Below are 18,067 nucleotides of genomic sequence, written 5' to 3' on the forward strand. Positions count from 1 at the left end.
ATAATAGTAATACTTTAGCTTAGCGTTAACTCAGTGACTACATGTATACAGCAATGTCTATAGTGAAAGTATTCATATGCTTGTCGTTATATAACTTTTGATATGAATACTCTGGACCTATTAAGACATTGTTGTCAAAATATGCGCGTTGAGTTGATAAAACTAGCTGGTTTTTGATTCCAGATGGAGATTGACCAAATAGCAGTGGAGATGCTGGTAATGACATCGGTATATTAGCAGAATTATATGTTTGCCCATATGATACACCAAAGTTTGTATTTCTGCCGCCTAGCTGTAATGAATAGTTTGCTGCAGCATACCAGCCTCCAGCTAAGACATTTTGATTACTACCATTAAAGTCTTTTCTATTTGTAGTACTTGCCCAACCTGTTCCTAGGTTTAAAAAACCACCACCTATAGTGTAAGTTAGGTTACCATTAATGTTGAAGCTGCCTATATTATCAGTTGAAGAATTTTGATTCTCCAAAAACTTGCTAAAAGAAGCATTTCCAGCTCCAGCAATATTAAAAACATAACCTGTATTAAAGCCAACAGCTAGGCTCTCAGTCCAACTCTCAGCATAGAATAGTCCGGTTGAAAAATTTAGATGATTATCATCAGATCCAAAGACTGCTATATTAGCATTTAGAATGTCATCTTTATAGTTTAGTGATATGTTGGTTGTTCTACCCGGTGCCAGAAATCCTGTTATACCACCAGTCCATGGCCCACCACCACCAAAAGCACCTACTGATAGTTTACTTCTTCCAGCAGTTACAAATAATGGTGATGTATCTAGATTACCAAATATGACAAAAGCATTGCCTAAGCCAAAGTTATTAAGCTCACTAGTGCTGATATCAAATTGAGCGGTCACGTAGTGTCCTACATTGGCTAAAAAATATAATGTAGAAGATGTCAGAGAAATATTTTGACCATTAGCATTTAGAGTATAGCCATTTGAGATTCCCTCACTACCAGACCATACTTGAGCATCGACTTCTATTTTTCCGCCTAAAAATATAGCATAGTCATCAAATTTATTGCGTTGTCCGATTACCGTAGATGAGAATAAACTGCCTGATATCATTCCTATAGGTATACTATTATTACCTGAGTAGGCTCCTAAAAATGTTACTTGTCCTCTGGTAGTAATAGCTGGGGCATTTCCGACATTAATAGCACCATCATGAGTAAAGATACCGCCTGCTAGGGTATTTCTTAAATCTATGATTGAATTATTTGTATTTATACTGGTGCTGATTTCGTAAGCATTTGTACTATTTCCAAATATTAGGCTTATATCATTAGGTTTTTGGTCGGTTATTTTTGAGTCATATGTTGTTAATCGATTGGAGTCTAGTGTGTTTTCTTCCATATCACTAATATCAGCTTGTAATTTACGTATCTGCTGCTGTAGTTCAATGATAGCTTCTTCATTTAAGCTAAGCTCTTGACCATTAGTGTTTGAAAAAGCTGTGCTGTAAGATAATAAAATAACTATACATATAATTATAGGCGCTGTAATTTTAGAATTCATAAGAATGTTATTGTATTAGAAGTAACAAATTAGAACTTAGATAATATCACCATGATAATGATAATCAATATCATTTATAGCAAATGAATAAATTAGATTATCTATCCAATATAATAGGCTTAGCACTCTCGCTAAGGAATAGTTTTTGTAATAATAGTAATGCTATTAAATATCCTGGTATGGAAATAATACCTCCTAGTGTGAAAAGCATTGAGTAACCAATATTCGCAGCTAAGAAACCACTAAGTGACATTCCTAGTATATAGATTAGAAGTTCAGCACATACTAAAACTGTAAAGTCAGTGCCTGCTTGATCTTTTGAGCTAAATTTCATGAATATAGTATATAGAACTATCATCTCCATAAGTCGAGAAGCCATATTTAATAATACAATTCCAAAGATAAATATTTGATTATTAATGCCATAAAAACTTATAAATCCTAGAGAGAAATAGCAAAAGCCTCTGATTACTGCCAATATTGTCAAAAGAATAGTTTCTTTATAAAAGTTAAAGAGATAACTAATAACAGCTGCACCACAAACACCTATTAATGCACTACCAGTTCCCATAACTATGCCTATCGTTGTTAGCGGAATGTGAGAATCTACCAAAAATGATGATTGCATTCCCATAACCAAACCTTCACAGGCTCTGTAGCTCAAACACATAAGTAACAATATTCTGGTTTCTTTTCTACTAAAGAAAGACTTTAGAGATGGTATGTGGTGCCGGTATTCTTCGTTTTGATGATTTTCATTTATAAGAAACATATAGGCACAAATGCATAAACTTATCAAAGTCATATATAGAGTAATTTGATGCCAGCCTAAAATTTTGTATAGCGCAATTAGAGATGCTCCACCAATCATGCTACCTAGAGTAGTGCCAATTACTCTACAAAAGTTGCTCCACTGTAAGCTTTTAGCTTTTGTTTGTTCTATTGAAAATCCATCAATTGCTATATCTTGAGTTGCTGCAATGGAGGACAATAAAAACGCAAATAAGAAAATATAGTTGGTATAGTCTTTTGGAGTGTAAATAGAGAATATTAAAAATAGACTTATGGTTAAAAATTGCATTACAATAAACCAGCTTTTTCTTCGGCCTATTTTTTTGATATATAACCTATCTACATAAGGAGCCCATAGGAATTTGATAACCCATGGTAATAGTAAGATACTAAAAAGGCCTATTTTTTCTAAAGAGACTCCTTCAGAACGTAGAATCGTTGGTAATCCAAAAGTACAGAAATATAGTGATATAGCTTGTGCTAAATAAAGAATGGTTATATCAAGTTGTTTTTTCATATCAAATTATCTTCAATTAGAATTTGTTGAGCTTTTTCCCATGCTGAGCATGTATTACCAATAGCAATACAGCTAAAGGGCATACCCTTAGCCATTGCTGGAGCATTAATCTTTTTGATCATAATAGGATCATTTGTGACACGAATCATACCTAGACACCATTTAGCAAGTTCAGGTTTAGACTCTTTAAACCATTTTGCTTGTTTTAATCGTGCTTTATGCTCAAACTGATATTGTTCAGAAAAAGTACTAATTACTAAGAATTTTTGTTGTTTCTTTAGTATTTGAGAACATTTATCTAACCAGCTAAGTACATCTTTATAGCTTGGGGAGCTACCAAAATGCATTTTAACTATTGGCCATTTTGAAATATCGCAGTCTATCATAATGTTTCACTCTCTATAAAAGAGCTCTTTGAACAACTAAATAGATATGCTTGTTTTTCAGGTAAGGCTATCTCACCAAGATTTGAATATCCGATTTTAGGAGCGATTTTTTGAAAAGGGATCACTCTGACATCAGGTTCAAAGATAACTTTATTAGCGCCAAGCATATCAAAGCAATATTTGCTAAGAGCTTCTACAAGTAATTTAGAATATCCTTTACCTATAGCTTCTTCAGGGCCAATTAGCAGATGCCATCCATATTCATTATTATTAGTAGAGAAGTAATTAGCGATACGATCAGTCTGTGTGTTATAAACTTCAGCATAGGCGATTTCTGAGTTATCTATCGATAATATAAGTAATTTTTGGTTAGGCTTTGAAAGCATATTGCAAAAATGTTTTTTTAGCTCTGACTTTGATTTATTTAAGCTCCAGAATTTTGCTACGTGAGGTTTATTCATCCATGAGTGAGTAGTATCTAAATCATGTTCTAAGTCAAATGCTCTAAAAGACACTCTATTATGCTTGAATAAATATTTATCTACATTTTTAGTGCTTTGGGCAAGATAAAGAGGATTATCAAGTTGACCTGTAGATATTACCTTAGGTCTTGCTGAATAATCACTATATCCAACTTCAAAAATTCTTAGCCTATTCAGACATAGTTTTGTAAAAGTTGGTTTATATAGATCAAAACGTTCAAAACGAGATTTTAGCTCAGGATTGCTTGTCTGATATTTTTGTATACATTCATCTAATTTTTGATAGAAGTAAAGTTCGGGGTAGTTTAGTTTATCTGCTAGTATCGAAGAGATATATCTATAGTGAACAACAAATAATCCTGTATGAATAAATTGCAGAAGGTAATCATCTTCAACTTGAGGAATGGCGTTTTTTACCTGTTGTGGAAGTGATCTTAGTTCAGCAACAGGATTTTTGCATATATTTATATCATCGACAAAATCTTTCATAGCCAGACCAACAGGGAGATTGTCCTCTATGATTAATATACTATTTTCTCCATGAGGAGAGAAAACCATGCCATATTTGTATAAGAAATGTAGTAGAGCAGGGACAGTATTTTCAAAAAACATTTCTAGCCATTTATCAATATCTAAAGATGATTCTTTGATCATTTCACAAATGATACTTTTATTATTAGCATCAACATAAGTTAAAGCAGCCATTGTTATAGCCTGTTCAGTACTTTTAAGTTTAGTGTGAATACTTTCTCTCCAGATTGCACCTAACTGCTCTGTAAAGTAGTATGGTACCTGAGGAACTTCTGACTGATAAGGATGATGGCAGTAGGCACTAGCTAACTCTCCTAGAAGAATAAAATTACATTTAGCTAAAAACTCATCTTTTTGGACTATATTTTTAACCCATTGTGTAAGCATTGGGGCATTAATTGTTTGATCTTTGGGTAGGCCTCTATAAACCGCGGTATTTAGTATATTTAGAGGTAGTTTTATACTGTGTTTTTCAGGATGAGAAATATTAGACATAGTTCTTATTGATTGCATAGCTAAGTATTGATCGGTAGACTTACCAAGAAATATAATATCTTTATCAGCTATATATTTCGTGAACTGTTGCATTACAGCATTTTTCCACTGCCATGGATGAACAGGTAAAATATAAAAATCACTAGGCTTTTTACCGTTCATCTTTATAGTTTTATTGAAACTGAGTAAGGTTTCTGAGTTAATTTCTTTATTAGTAATTTGTAGATAATCAGTACTTGCTATAGATGAAAAAGTTACTAAATCTTTGTTTACGGCAATCCACACTAAATTGATGATTTTTTGCATTTCTGGAGCGTAGTTTGCATAGTCTGATGCATTAAAGCCAATGCGACCCTTATTAATCACAAACCAGGGGTGACCAGTCATGTTTCCTTCTATGTAGGCATATGGAAGTTTGTATATGTCCTTTGCTGAGATATTGTCTTTTTGTAAGATAGCGATATCTGCAAATATCGTATTATTTAGCTCTTTTATGAGGTGTGCCGTTGTGACAGAGTCAATATTTGTTATAGGTAGTGTATCAATGATAAGTCTTATAGCATCATCAGCAGGTTTTGTACTATTACTCTCATGTCTTGTTACAGAATCCTTTTCAATAGTTAAATTACCGTATATTCTTTGTACAGCCTTAAATTTGTAATATAGGTTGGAGTTTATTTCTAAAGTATATACTTCTTGATCTATATCTTTTTGTAGTGGCTTAAAAATTCCTTCATAACTAAATTCTGAAATTATCTTTTCCAATAGTCTTGTGCTAGCTATCTTGTAGTAGTTTATTTCCTTTTTCATATAAATAGTCTCCTGTAATTTATGCGACTTTAATGTTTGTTCTTTGTCTTAAGTGTTTTCTTGGAACACCAAATGTTGAGAAAATCGTTCGAGAAGATACTTTGTATATCTCTTTGTTGAGAAGAGTATTTACTATCACAGCATTTCTATAACCCCCTAATCCTAAATCAGGAGTACCTACACCATGAGAGTTGATCTGAGCATTTTGGACAAAAATTTTTAAAGACGTATTTTGCGTGATTATTTTATAATCACGAGATATTTTGAGATTATTGCTATCATCTCGTTGAATTAGTGCTTCTATATTTTTGAGGGCATTATTTATATTTGCTTTATATCCGGTTGCTGCAATAACCCTATCTGTTGCGATTGAGAACTCTTGATTTTGCTGACTATGATAAAAAGAGCAGAGAAGTTTATCTTGTGAGTTATCAATATTTAGGCATTCACAGTTTGCAATTAATTCAGCATTGTTTTTATTTTCTATAGATTGTTCATAAAGGACATCATAGATATCTGATATTGTTTCAGCACTAATTCCTTTATAGAGTAAATCTTGTTCACTTAGAAGTTTAGGCTTTTCTAAATTAGGTAGGTTATAAAAATACTCAATATAATCAGGTGAGAAGTGTTCTAGACCAAGTTTAGAGTACTCCATTGGGAAAAAGCCTTTACTTCTAGTTAGCCAGCTAATTTTTGTAGAATCATCTTTTGACTTCATCAAATCTAAAAATATCTCTCCAGCACTTTGACCAGAACCTATCAGCGTTATGTGCTGATCTTTTAGAGCTAGATCTTTTATATTCAGATATTCACTACTATGGTGAATGTTCGCTTTATTCTTAAGTTTACTTGGCAAATATGCAGATGTACCTAACCCAAGTACAATGTTCTTTGTTAAGTATTGTTGCTCTAGATTATCTTTATCTTTTACTGTGATGCACCAAGCCTCGTTCAGGGAATCTATCTGATGCTCTATATTTATAACTTCATAGCCAAATTTACAAGAATTACACTTTTGTGATACCCACAAGCAATAGTCGTTATATTCTTGTCTAGGTATAAAGAAATTTTCTTTGAAGTAAAATTTATACATACGGTTTTTTTGATGTAAGTAATTTAGAAAAGTAAATTCACTAGTTGGATCAGCCATAGTTACTAAGTCAGCTAAGAATGGTACTTGTAATGTTGTCCAGTTCATCATCAACCCAGGGTGCCAAGAGAAATTATCTTTTTTATCAAAGAAAAGGCAGTTGATAGGTTTATCGTTTAATAATGCCGCTAGTCCAAGATTAAAAGGACCAATTCCTATGCCAATAATGTCATAGATTTTCATATAACCTCCTTAAAAGGATTATTTGTATTTACATAAATAGATTGATTAGTTAAAGGAGCCTGTAGTTCATCAAGCCCACAAAGTCTTGTGCGTAGATTAGCCTTTAGAGGTAATTGATCTATATTTAGAATCTTTTTGATAAATTTATCGCAGGTTTTATACTTTTCTAGGAAGCTTTCTAAGAAATCTATAGTTATTTTTATTAAATCTTGTTCGCTAATATAGCCAGTATTTGTAACGGCTTCTATTACAGAAAGAAGTTGATTTACAACGAAATAGTAGCAAAAATGATGATCTATAAAGTCCTCAGATTCTTCACATAGACTACTGATATCTCCGAAATTAGCTTTTTTGAGTTCTGGATGGTCTTTTATATAATAATATCCTTGGCTATCACGATAGTAGCTTTCAACTGGTAGTCCATGCTCTAGTTTGACTAGCAAATTTTGTTGATGAGCTTCAAGAGCAATACCATATTTTGAGTACAGCCATAGTATAGGGGTAATAGCCACTGTTAAGTAAGTCTCAAACCAGTAGATAGTAGCTTCATAAGTAGAGATATTATTGTGTACGCTGAAGTACTGAATTAATGAGCCAATACGCGTAGCTTCATTAAATGGGTTGGGTTCAGTTAGACTTGCAATACATGCAATATCATCTTGAGGATTAAAGTTGGCATTGCGTATAATGCAGATACTCGGATCAAAAACCTTATTATTAACTTTTATTGCACAATAAGCAGGATCTGTAATTAGCTTAAAGAATGGGAACTCATTATTTAAGATAGTCTGTAAATGATTTGTATATAGTTTATGAACCGTCAAACTTCTGTTACATTCTTTCGCCAAATTCGTTCTTACTGAATTTGTTATGGCGATATTTAGCGAGAATTTCAGCATAATGTTGGCTTGTGGAGAGTACACAGTTCTAACAGAGGTTGTTGGATAAAACCAAGGGCCTGTTATGCCAATATCTATTATCTTTTTTTGAGCTTTATACTTTTGGATTTCATCATGTTTTGCCAAGTATTTTGCTTGCCAAGGATGTACAGCAAATAATTGGTAATCTTTATCAGATTTATAGTATATACTCTCATTTTTTAGGAAGTCTGAAAAAATCTCATCTGTATTTTTTTCAAGTAATGATTGTGATTCTAAAATATCTTTACTTATATACATATAATAAAGCTGAAACTTGCCATTTGTTTCTGGAGAATATTGTACGAACTCTTCCTTAGAAAAGCCTTCTCTACTCTTAGGATCTGGTTGTAATCGATGACCTCTTATTAAGTTTTGCTCATTTGTGATAAATGAGTTTTCATATCCAAAGGCATCATCAATTTTGTGTTTTCTGTAATGTAATATCTGAGCAATATTTGTTGCGGAGTTGGTTATCCTCTCTAATAACTCATCAAAGGCGATTACATTAGAGCTTTCTAACTCCTTGCTAATTAAAAATACAGCCTCAAGAGGGTCAAGCTTTATTTTTTCATCTTGTTTTACTAAATAGCATGGTAATTCCCATATTGGTGATTTCAATATTGGAGAAATTTTTACATTAGTTTCAAAACTAGAATCTATAGATTTTAAAAGGATCTTAAATCGATAACCACCATCATTGTTTCGGGATAATTCATAATTGTTAAACTCACGGTAGTAACAATTTAAAAAATTTTTTAGAGTTATTCTATTTGCGTATTTATTCATTGTTTGCTTGCCTCTATTTGATTTTTGACTAAGTTGCCATAGTGTTTTATTTGCTTGAGACAGGCACTTATCAGTTCTGATGTTATCATTGGATTAACTAAGGTGATTTTTAAGTAAATATTCTTATTTATTTTTGTCTGAGCTATAGCAAATTTGCCACTATGAAATATAAGCTTATGAATCTCTCTATTAATTAAATTTAGAGTGTTAGAACTTAAATTTTTATCATAATACCTAAAAACAATTGTATTTAGATGATTGCTTAAGTGTTGTTGCTCTTCAAAGGCTAGTTGTAGGCTATTGTCTTCTTCTACAGTTGTTATCGTTATATTTGTAATCTCAATAATATGATCAATCCATTTTGCAAATAATTCAGTACCACTATTTTGCAATGAGATAAATATTTTTAGAGCATCAAACCTACGAGTTGTTTGTATCGATTTATCTACTAAATTTATAGTATCAAAGCCATCTTCATCAGGGTTTAAGTAATCAGCATGGTAACTTAGAAGCTTGAATGCTTGTCTATCTTTACAGAAAAAAGCCCCACAACTTACAGGTTGGAAAAATAGCTTATGAAAATCAATAGTTACAGAATCAACAAGTTCAAGACCGACTAGTCGATCTTTGTGTTTATTTGAAAGTATTAGAGCTCCACCAACAGCGGCATCTGCATGAAGCCAGATGTTATGTTTATTTGCTATTTCTGCTATTGACTTGATATTATCAATACAGCCAAAGTCAGTATCTCCAATAGTTGTAACTATACATATCGGAATTAAGTCTTGTACTTTCAGAGAGTCTATTCTTGAGGCTAAATCTTTAACATCTAATTTAAGATTCTCATCTGTTTTTATTAGTTCGATTGAGTTTTTACCTAATCCTAATATTGATAGAGATTTGTGCACAGAGAAGTGCGTTTTTTCTGTGCATAAGATACGAAATTTGTTAGCAGTATTTGGTAAACCTAAATCTGCTATTTTATGATTTAGAACATTTTCACAATAATGATCTCTTGCTAAAAGTAGTCCCATTAGGTTTGACTGAGTTCCACCACTTGTAAATATACCATCTGAGCATGGATTATCTATGTAAATTAAAGAGCTAAACCAGTTAATAACAGCTTGTTCAATATATGTGGCAATAGGGCTTTGATCCCATGAATCCATAGATTGATTTAGAGCTGAGATAAATATTTCAGCAACTAATGAGGGTAACATTACAGGGCAATGTAAATGAGCCATGGAAGTTGGAGAATTAACATTCAGCGAATGTTTAAAAAACTCGCCAAGCTGATTCTGGATTATATTCTCTAACTTTTTAGGTTCTTTATCTATCTTATATTGAGTAGTTAATCTTTCTAGTTGCCTTGCCTCTTGCCCACTAAAAATGTTAGGGCTCTTTAAGTTAGCTGTGATTATTTCTAACGTATCTTTTATACTTTGTTTATATGCATTAGTACTTTCTATAGAGCTGTTTAGAAAGTAGTTATCAAGATTTAGACTCATATATTCTCCTTAATCGAGTCTTCTAATATTTGAACTACTTCATTGATTTGTTCAATAGTTATTGTTAAAGGAGGTAATAGTCTAATAGTTCCTCCAAAGCGACCGCCTAACTCAACTATCAATCCCATATCAAAACAAGTTTTTTTGATTGCTAGAGCTTTTTTTCCATCAGCTGGCAAGCTACCGATTGAGTCCGGCTTTGAAGATATATCAACTATTTCCATACCAATCATCAAGCCCGAACCACGAACATCACCAATAATGTTATATTTGTTTTTTAGGCTATGGAGTTTGTCGAGTAGATAATTACCTTTTTTACTTACTTGTTCTAGGAAGTCAGTATTATTTACTCTTTTTAGAACAACGCTTCCTGCAACCATTGCAAGCACGTTACCACGAAATGTTCCTGTATGAGCACCAGGCTTCCAAGTATCTAAATAACTTTTGTATAGTATTACAGATATTGGTAATCCTCCACCAAGTGCTTTAGATAGAACAATTACATCTGGATCAATACCGGCTTTTTCAAAAGCATATAAGTATCCTGTTCTGCCAATACCACACTGAACTTCATCAACAATTAGAGGTATATCTAGTTCCTTAGTTAGCTCTCTTATTGCCTTTAACCATTTTACAGGAGCTGGGATTACACCTCCTTCACCTTGGACGGGTTCCAGTATGATTGCGGCTGGTTTTTTTATACCACTTTCAGGATCTTTTAATAATCGAGAGATCATTTGAATATTTATGTCTATGCTTTGTTCATCTTTTAGACCAAAAGGGCAACGATATGAATAAGGATAAGGTAGGAAATGTACATAGGGAGTAAGTCCAGCAATATCTTGTTTTGGTTCTAAATTACCCATAAGAGAAAGTGTTCCATGAGTCATACCATGATAGGCACCATGAAATGCAATTATATTTTCTCTACCTGTTGCCGTTTTGCATAGTTTGATTGCTGCTTCAACTGCATCAGAACCACTTGGGCTACAAAATTGAACTTTTGTTTTGCCATGATAAGACTGGGGTAGAGTATTTAGTAGCTCTTCCATAAAGCTATGTTTTTCTTCTGTAAGTAAGTCTAATGTATGTATCGGAACCCCTTTGTTTAGAGTTTGTGATATGGCATTTGTAATTTCAGGATCATTGTGTCCAAGAGCAATAGTTCCAGCTCCTGCTAGGCAATCTATATATTTTTTATTCTCAATGTCTGTTAAATAAACACCTTGAGCTTTTTTTATAACTAAAGGATTTTTTCTAGGATAGCTTCTAGCATTAGACTCCCAAGTTGCTTGATTTTCTAACATCGTTTGTTGTGATTGTAAATTCATATTTTATCTCTGCTGTTTATTTATTGATAATGATTATCATTTACATTATATTTAAATGCAACATGAATCAGCAAAAAAATTATGAAAAAACAAATCAGTGTAGCAAAATTTGGTGGAACTAGTGTCGCAACTATCGCAGCTATATATAAATGCGTTGACATAGTCAAAAACAATGAAGATATAAAAGTTGTTGTTGTCAGTGCGCAAGCTGGAGTTACTAATTTATTAGAGAAGCTTATAAAAAGTGATATTTATGGCTATAAAAAAATATTTAAAGACCTTCATCTTATCATAGATCCTATTGTCGAATCTGTTCTGCCAGCAGAGAGTTCTAATGTAGAGAACCTATTTAGTGAGCTCGAGGAGTTTTGTCAGAGACTATATATAAGTCAAGAATTAGATTTACGATTACAATCACAGATCTTATCTTTTGGAGAGAGGGTTTCAGCATATATTTTTAATCATATTTTGAGGGAGCAAGGCATAAATTGTGAGCATATAGATGCTCGAAAAATTATTAAAGCCGATGGTGGTTATATTGAGGCTAAGCCTTTATTAGAAAACATAAAAAATCAGGCGAGGAAATATCTTTCTGATTCGGAAAAGATATATGTCATGGGCGGCTTTATTGGTTCAAATTTAGATAATGAAACAATATTGTTAGGCCGAGGAGGGAGTGATTATTCAGCTGCATTGATTGCTGAGGCTATAAATGCAAATATGCTGTATATTTGGACAGATGTTGCGGGTATACATCAAGCTGATCCAAGATTGATACCTAAATCTCGAGTAATAAGACAGATAAATTTTGAAGAGGCTATTGAACTGATAAGCTTTGGTGCAAAGGTTTTGCATCCTGATACGCTTTGGCCTGTAATAAGAAGTGGAACAAAAGTATTTGTCGGGTCAACATTTGATCCTAATAAAGGAGGAACTTGTATTGTAGATAATCAAGAGTTAGTTAATAGAGATGGAGTGAGAGCTATTACAGAAAAGCATGAACAAATTCTGATGAAAATAAAACTTCAAGATAGAGATATATCAGATGTGGCTCCTGATATTTTTTCTCTGCTAAAAAAATATGGAGTAACGCCAGTTATAGTTAGTTTGAGTGACAAAGAATTCTCATTTGTTATTAATAGACTTGATAAATTTATAGAAAATTCTGTAATTAGTGATTTAACTGCCTTACATCTTGATTGTTTTGAATTTGAGCGTAATTTATCTTTAACCGCCTTAATTGGAAATGGTTTAGATAAGATACCTCAGTTGTTTAAGGACCTTTCGGATAGGCTAGGCATATCAAGTAGTAAGTTAGTTGGTTATGGAGCTAAAGGTAATAGCTTATATTTTCTAACAGAGAGCGATAATACTCTCTTGCAAAGAGTGTATGATGAAATTTTCAAAAATTAGAAGTCACTTTTTTAAGCAAGATTTACATTTAATATATATATTTAGACTGTGGTCAACCATTTCAGCTCCAAGAGATTGAACTATTTTTTTCTGCATGGCTTCGATTTCTTCACTATAAAATTCTTGTATTTTGTTGCATGAGACACAGATAATATGATCGTGGTGATCTCCTTGGTTTAGCTCATACATAACTTGATCAGAGTCTAGCTTAAGTCGGCTTATTATTCCTGCTGATTCAAACTGATTAAGCACTCTATAAACTGTAGCTATGCCTGTACTACTTCCTTGAGATTTAAGCTTAGAAAAAACATCATCAGGACTAAGATGTCTGTCTTTATTTTCTTCAAAAAGTTTAAGTATTTCAACTCGTGGTTGAGTAATCTTAAAGCCATATTGTTTTAGATCAAAGTTATTTGAGTTCATCTTATGTTGTTTATAGATTTTTTATAAAATTCTAATATTAAAGATTATGTGAAAAGCTTGACTAAGTAAAGCCTTTAGAGGCTATAGTGTTTTACGATTTTAGGTTTTTGTAGTTCAAATAATTATTTTATAGTATCTATAAGCTTTTAAATTTCTTATGACTTTGTACTTAAACTCTAATTGTGCTATCATTAACGAACTAATTATTTTTATCAATCTTTTTCTATGAGCGCTAATGTTTATGCAGAATTTGCACCAATATTGATATTCCTTATCATAGCTTTTGGTTTGGGAGCAGCATTTGCAATGATCGGTAAAATTTTATCGATGATTGTTGGAGCTAATAACCCGAATGCAACAAAAGGTGAGACTTTTGAGTGTGGATTTCCAACCTTCGGAGATGCTAGAGAAAAGTTAGATGTCCGTTTTTACTTAATAGCGGTACTGTTTTTGGTATTTGATTTAGAGTTGGCGTTCATTATTCCTTGGGGTATAAATTTAAAGGCTAGTGCTGGAATGCCTGCTATTTCAAATCATGCTTTTTTTGCGATGATTATATTTTTGGTGGTACTATTCTTGGGCTTGATATATGCCTGGAAAAAAGGAGCTTTAGAGTGGGAATAGGTAACGAGAATAAAGGTTTTATAACTGCAAGTGCTGATGCACTTATAAATTGGGTGCGCACTGGTTCATTGTGGCCTGTAACTACAGGTTTGGCTTGTTGTGCGGTTGAGATGATGCATGCTGGTGCTGCTAGGTATGACTTAGATAGATTTGGTATTGTTTTTAGACCATCTCCTAGGCAATCAGATGTTCTTATCGTTGCTGGTACACTTTGTAATAAGATGGCTCCAGCACTACGTCAAGTCTATGATCAGATGCCAGATCCTAAGTGGGTGATTTCTATGGGTTCGTGTGCAAATGGTGGTGGATACTATCACTACTCTTACTCTGTGGTGAGAGGGTGCGACAGAATAGTTCCTGTGGATATATACGTTCCAGGATGTCCTCCGACTGCAGAAGCTTTAGTTTATGGGATAATACAGCTGCAGAACAAAATTATTAGAAAAGATACTATAGCGAGGAAGTGATCGTGAGTGCTAGGTTACAAGATCATTTTAATAATGTAGAAAAAATATTGAACGGTTTTGGTGTTGAGTGTTATGTTGCATATGGTGAGATTAATATTTCTATTAAAGATCAGCGTGACATACATCTTGTGCTAAAAAAACTTAAGAAAGAGTATCACTTCAAGCAACTTACTGATATTACGGCTGTTGATTATTTGACTTATGGTCAGTCTGATTGGCAAGTGGGTAAGGTTGTTTCTCAAACAGGTTTTTCAAGGGGGAGACAACAGGGCTTTAAAACTGCTGATGTTAATAATAGATTTGAGATTATTTATCAGTTGCTAAGTATGGCTAATAACGTTCGAGTTCGTGTCAAATGTAAATTAAAAGATGCTCAGATTATTATGGTTGACTCGGTTGAGGATCTTTGGCCTTCGGCTAATTGGGCTGAGAGAGAGGTTTATGATATGTTTGGGATCTATTTTAATAATCACCCAGACTTACGTAGAGTGCTTACTGACTATGGATTTGTGGGGCATCCTTTGAGAAAAGATTTTCCCCAGACAGGTTATGTGGAGATGCGTTATGATGAAAATCTTGGCAAGGTTGTTTATGAGCCTGTAGAGATCGATGATAGGGTCAATGCACCAAGAGTAATTCGCAATCAATAAAATTATGGGTTTGTAACAATGGCAGAGTATAAAAACTATACACTAAATTTTGGTCCAGTCCATCCTGCTGCGCATGGTGTTCTTAGGCTTATTTTAGAGCTAGATGGAGAGACGGTTGTTAGGGCTGATCCGCATGTTGGCTTACTTCATAGAGGAACAGAAAAACTTGCTGAATTTAAACCATATAATCAAAGTATTGGCTATATGGATAGATTGGATTATGTCTCGATGATGTGTAATGAGCATGCTTACGTGATGGCGATCGAGAAGCTTTTGGAACTTGAGGTTCCTGAAAGAGCTCAGTACATTCGTGTGATGTTTGCTGAAATGACAAGGATTCTTAATCATTTGCTTTGGGTTGCTGCGTGTGGTATCGACTTAGGCGCTATGACAGTATTTTTGTATGCTTTTAGGGTTAGAGAAGACTTATTTGACTGTTATGAAGCTGTTTCTGGTGCTCGTATGCATGCTGCGTATTTTAGGCCAGGAGGTGTTGCTAGAGATTTACCAACACAAATGCCACAATATAAGCAAACTAGATTTACAAGCAAAAGAAAAACCAAAAAAATCAATGCTAACAGGCAAGGCGGTATGTTGGACTTTTTAGATTCTTTTGTTGTTGATTTTGATAAATCTCTAGATGAGATAGATACACTTTTAACAGATAACAGGCTTTGGAAACAAAGAACTGTGGATATTGGCGTTGTTACAGCAGAAAGAGCGGTTGAGCTTGGCTTCACTGGGCCAATGTTGAGAGGTAGTGGCGTGGCTTGGGATCTTAGAAAATCTCAACCTTATGAGGTTTATGATAAGCTTGATTTTGATATTCCTGTTGGTGCTAATGGCGATTGTTATGATAGATATCTTGTCAGAATGGCAGAAATGCGCGAATCAAATAAGCTAATTAAACAATGTGTTGATTGGTTGCGAGCTAATCCAGGGCCAGTTCTTTCGGATAATCACAAAGTTGCTCCTCCAAAAAGAAATGCAATGAAAAATAATATGGAAGAGCTTATTCATCATTTTAAGCTTTTTTCTGAAGGTTATTGTACTCCTGAGGGAGAGGTTTATGTTGGTACGGAGCATCCTAAAGGTGAATTTGGTGTATATATTAAGTCTGATGGAGCAAATAAGCCTTATAGACTTAAGATGAAAGCACCGGGATTTACTCACATAAGTGCTATGGATGAGTTGTTGTCAGGACATATGTTAGCAGATACTCCAGCGATTATCTCTACAATAGATGTTGTGTTTGGTGATGTAGATAGATAGAGGAAAAAGATGTCTTTAGTAGATTTGATATCGCCACAAGCGAAAGAAGATATAGACAGGGTTTTGAGTAAATTTCCAGCGGACCAGCGTAGATCTGCGATTTTGGAAGGGTTGCATATTTTACAAGATCAAAATGGTGGCTACTTAACTGATGATTTACAAACAGCTCTTGCTGAATACTTACAAGTTAGTAAAGTTGATGTTTATGAGGTTGCTACGTTTTACTGTATGTATGAACTGAAACCTGTGGGTAGACATAAGTTAAATTTATGTACGAATGTTTCGTGTATGTTAAATGGCGCGTATGATATATTGACGCATATTGAGAAAAAACTAGGAATCAAACCTGGAGAGACTACGAAAGATGGTCGCATAACTCTAAAAGAAGTTGAATGCCAGGGAGCTTGTTGTGGCTCGCCTATGCTTGAGGTTGATAAGATTTTTTATGAAAATCTAACTATAGAAAAAGTGAATCAAATAATTGATTCTTTGGAGTAGTTATATATGGCAAATGAAGTTTGTTTTCGTACCCTGCATTTAGATAAGCCGTACAGCTTGGAGTCTTACTTATCTGTAGGAGGTTATTCTTATTGGAATAAAATTTTAACAGAGAAGATTCCGCCTGAGCAAATTATTGAAGAGCTCAAGATATCAGGGCTTAGAGGTCGTGGTGGGGCTGGGTTCCCTACGGGTCTTAAGTGGAGCTTTATGCCACGTAATACTCCAGGTCAGAAGTATGTGGTTTGTAACTCTGATGAAGGGGAGCCAGGTACTTGTAAAGATAGAGAAATAATGCGTAATAATCCTCATCAATTAATAGAGGGTATGGCTATTGCTGGATATGTGGTCGGTGCTACGGCTGGTTATAACTATACACGAGGTGAGTTTTACGAACCTATTGCAAGATTTGAAGATGCCTTGATAGAGGCTTATCAAGCAGGATTGTTGGGGTCAAATATTAAATCTTCAGGCATTTCATTTGATTTGTATTCTGCGATTGGCGCAGGAGCTTATATCTGTGGTGAAGAGACAGCATTGCTTAATTCGTTGGAGGGCAAAAAGGGTCGCCCAAGATTTAAGCCACCATTTCCTGCTTTCAAAGGCCTTTATGGCAGACCAACTAACATAAATAATACTGAGACTTACGCATCGGCACCAGTAATTTTACAGCATGGTGGACAGTGGTTTAAAAATCTTGGAACTGAAAAAAGTGGCGGTACTAAGCTTTTTTGTATTTCTGGTCATGTTAAGCATCAAAAAGTCATGGAAATAGGTTTAGGTACTCCTTTCAAAGATGTTTTAGAGATGTGTGGTGGTGTTCGTAATGGTCATAAGCTAAAGGCTGTGATACCAGGTGGAAGTTCTTCTAAGATTCTTACTGGTGAAGAGATGCTTAAGGTTACTATGGACTATGAGTCTATAGCTGAAGCGGGTTCTATGCTAGGATCTGGCGCAGTAGTTGTTTTAGATGAAACAACTTGCATGGTTAAAACATTGGCTAGATTGGCAGATTTCTATTATGAGGAATCTTGTGGTCAGTGTACTCCTTGCAGAGAAGGTACTGGCTGGTTAGCGCGGACATTGCATAGAATTGTTGCTGGTGACGGAAAACCCGAAGATATCGATACTCTAGTTAGAGTAGCAACAAATATAGAAGGTAACACTATTTGTGGTCTTGGAGATGCTGCAGCATGGCCAGTCCAAAGTTATATAAATAAATTCAGAGAAGAATTTGTCTATATGATTGAGAATGGTGGTAAGAGTATTGTGGATCAATAGTTGAT

The 18,067-nt window shown here is 34.1% G+C and carries 16 protein-coding genes; 7 read left to right on the top strand and 9 right to left on the bottom strand.

Annotated elements, in window-relative coordinates:
• Positions 1 to 37: 37 nt before the first annotated feature.
• The 8 genes from fslE to FTPG_RS02985 form a co-directional block, all read right to left on the bottom strand.
• Positions 38 to 1,540: a rhizoferrin import outer membrane protein FslE gene (gene fslE / locus FTPG_RS02950; protein WP_004286940.1), complete on the bottom strand. Its 1,503-nt coding sequence runs from the start codon at positions 1,538 to 1,540 to the stop codon at positions 38 to 40.
• A 97-nt stretch (positions 1,541 to 1,637) separates the two neighbouring features.
• Positions 1,638 to 2,849 carry an MFS transporter gene (locus tag FTPG_RS02955; protein ID WP_004286941.1) on the bottom strand — a complete coding sequence of 404 codons (1,212 nt, stop codon included), beginning with the start codon at positions 2,847 to 2,849 and terminating at the stop codon, positions 1,638 to 1,640.
• Positions 2,846 to 3,235 (bottom strand): hypothetical protein, encoded by a 390-nt coding sequence (locus FTPG_RS02960; RefSeq protein WP_004286942.1) that lies wholly within the window; start codon positions 3,233 to 3,235, stop codon positions 2,846 to 2,848. Before FTPG_RS02960 ends, FTPG_RS02955 begins: the two co-directional genes overlap by 4 nt.
• Positions 3,232 to 5,553 carry a GNAT family N-acetyltransferase gene (locus tag FTPG_RS02965; RefSeq protein WP_004286943.1) on the bottom strand — a complete coding sequence of 774 codons (2,322 nt, stop codon included), beginning with the start codon at positions 5,551 to 5,553 and terminating at the stop codon, positions 3,232 to 3,234. Before FTPG_RS02965 ends, FTPG_RS02960 begins: the two co-directional genes overlap by 4 nt.
• Before the next feature lie 19 nt (positions 5,554 to 5,572).
• Positions 5,573 to 6,889, bottom strand: a complete 1,317-nt coding sequence (locus tag FTPG_RS02970) for a lysine N(6)-hydroxylase/L-ornithine N(5)-oxygenase family protein (protein ID WP_004286944.1) — start codon at positions 6,887 to 6,889, stop codon at positions 5,573 to 5,575.
• Positions 6,886 to 8,595, bottom strand: coding sequence for an IucA/IucC family protein (locus tag FTPG_RS02975; RefSeq protein ID WP_004286945.1), 1,710 nt, complete (start codon positions 8,593 to 8,595; stop codon positions 6,886 to 6,888). Before FTPG_RS02975 ends, FTPG_RS02970 begins: the two co-directional genes overlap by 4 nt.
• A complete protein-coding gene (locus tag FTPG_RS02980; protein WP_004286946.1) occupies positions 8,592 to 10,103 on the bottom strand; it encodes a pyridoxal phosphate-dependent decarboxylase family protein in 1,512 nt (503 codons plus the stop codon). Before FTPG_RS02980 ends, FTPG_RS02975 begins: the two co-directional genes overlap by 4 nt.
• Entirely contained in the window at positions 10,100 to 11,434 is a 1,335-nt protein-coding gene (locus tag FTPG_RS02985; RefSeq protein WP_004286947.1) for a diaminobutyrate--2-oxoglutarate transaminase family protein, read from the bottom strand. Before FTPG_RS02985 ends, FTPG_RS02980 begins: the two co-directional genes overlap by 4 nt.
• An 81-nt stretch (positions 11,435 to 11,515) precedes the next feature.
• On the opposite strand from FTPG_RS02985, the gene FTPG_RS02990 reads away from it, so the two are divergent.
• The gene (locus FTPG_RS02990; RefSeq protein ID WP_004286948.1) at positions 11,516 to 12,847 is read left to right on the top strand and encodes an aspartate kinase; all 1,332 of its coding nucleotides are present in this window, start codon (positions 11,516 to 11,518) and stop codon (positions 12,845 to 12,847) included.
• Between the two features lie 3 nt (positions 12,848 to 12,850).
• Here FTPG_RS02990 and FTPG_RS02995 read toward each other — a convergent pair whose 3' ends face one another.
• A complete protein-coding gene (locus tag FTPG_RS02995; RefSeq protein ID WP_004286949.1) occupies positions 12,851 to 13,270 on the bottom strand; it encodes a Fur family transcriptional regulator in 420 nt (139 codons plus the stop codon).
• A 225-nt stretch (positions 13,271 to 13,495) separates the two neighbouring features.
• Here FTPG_RS02995 and ndhC point away from each other — a divergent pair, with 225 nt between their 5' ends.
• Genes ndhC through nuoF form a run of 6 tightly spaced genes read left to right on the top strand, consistent with a single transcriptional unit; the run spans position 13,496 to position 18,062 of the window.
• Positions 13,496 to 13,894, top strand: coding sequence for an NADH-quinone oxidoreductase subunit A (ndhC, locus tag FTPG_RS03000; RefSeq protein WP_004286950.1), 399 nt, complete (start codon positions 13,496 to 13,498; stop codon positions 13,892 to 13,894).
• Positions 13,885 to 14,361, top strand: a complete 477-nt coding sequence (locus FTPG_RS03005; protein WP_003017394.1) for a NuoB/complex I 20 kDa subunit family protein — start codon at positions 13,885 to 13,887, stop codon at positions 14,359 to 14,361. The genes ndhC and FTPG_RS03005 overlap by 10 nt, the downstream gene beginning before the upstream one ends.
• Before the next feature lie 2 nt (positions 14,362 to 14,363).
• Complete coding sequence (locus tag FTPG_RS03010) at positions 14,364 to 15,011, top strand: NADH-quinone oxidoreductase subunit C (RefSeq protein ID WP_035722240.1); 648 nt, start codon at positions 14,364 to 14,366, stop codon at positions 15,009 to 15,011.
• Positions 15,012 to 15,029: 18 nt separating this feature from the next.
• Positions 15,030 to 16,283 carry an NADH-quinone oxidoreductase subunit D gene (locus tag FTPG_RS03015; protein WP_004286953.1) on the top strand — a complete coding sequence of 418 codons (1,254 nt, stop codon included), beginning with the start codon at positions 15,030 to 15,032 and terminating at the stop codon, positions 16,281 to 16,283.
• A 9-nt stretch (positions 16,284 to 16,292) separates the two neighbouring features.
• The gene (locus tag FTPG_RS03020; RefSeq protein ID WP_004286954.1) at positions 16,293 to 16,781 is read left to right on the top strand and encodes an NADH-quinone oxidoreductase subunit NuoE family protein; all 489 of its coding nucleotides are present in this window, start codon (positions 16,293 to 16,295) and stop codon (positions 16,779 to 16,781) included.
• Between the two features lie 6 nt (positions 16,782 to 16,787).
• Positions 16,788 to 18,062 carry an NADH-quinone oxidoreductase subunit NuoF gene (gene nuoF, locus FTPG_RS03025; RefSeq protein ID WP_004286955.1) on the top strand — a complete coding sequence of 425 codons (1,275 nt, stop codon included), beginning with the start codon at positions 16,788 to 16,790 and terminating at the stop codon, positions 18,060 to 18,062.
• Positions 18,063 to 18,067: the final 5 nt, after the last annotated feature.

This window comes from Francisella philomiragia subsp. philomiragia ATCC 25015 (assembly GCF_000156715.1).
Lineage (GTDB): Bacteria > Pseudomonadota > Gammaproteobacteria > Francisellales > Francisellaceae > Francisella > Francisella philomiragia.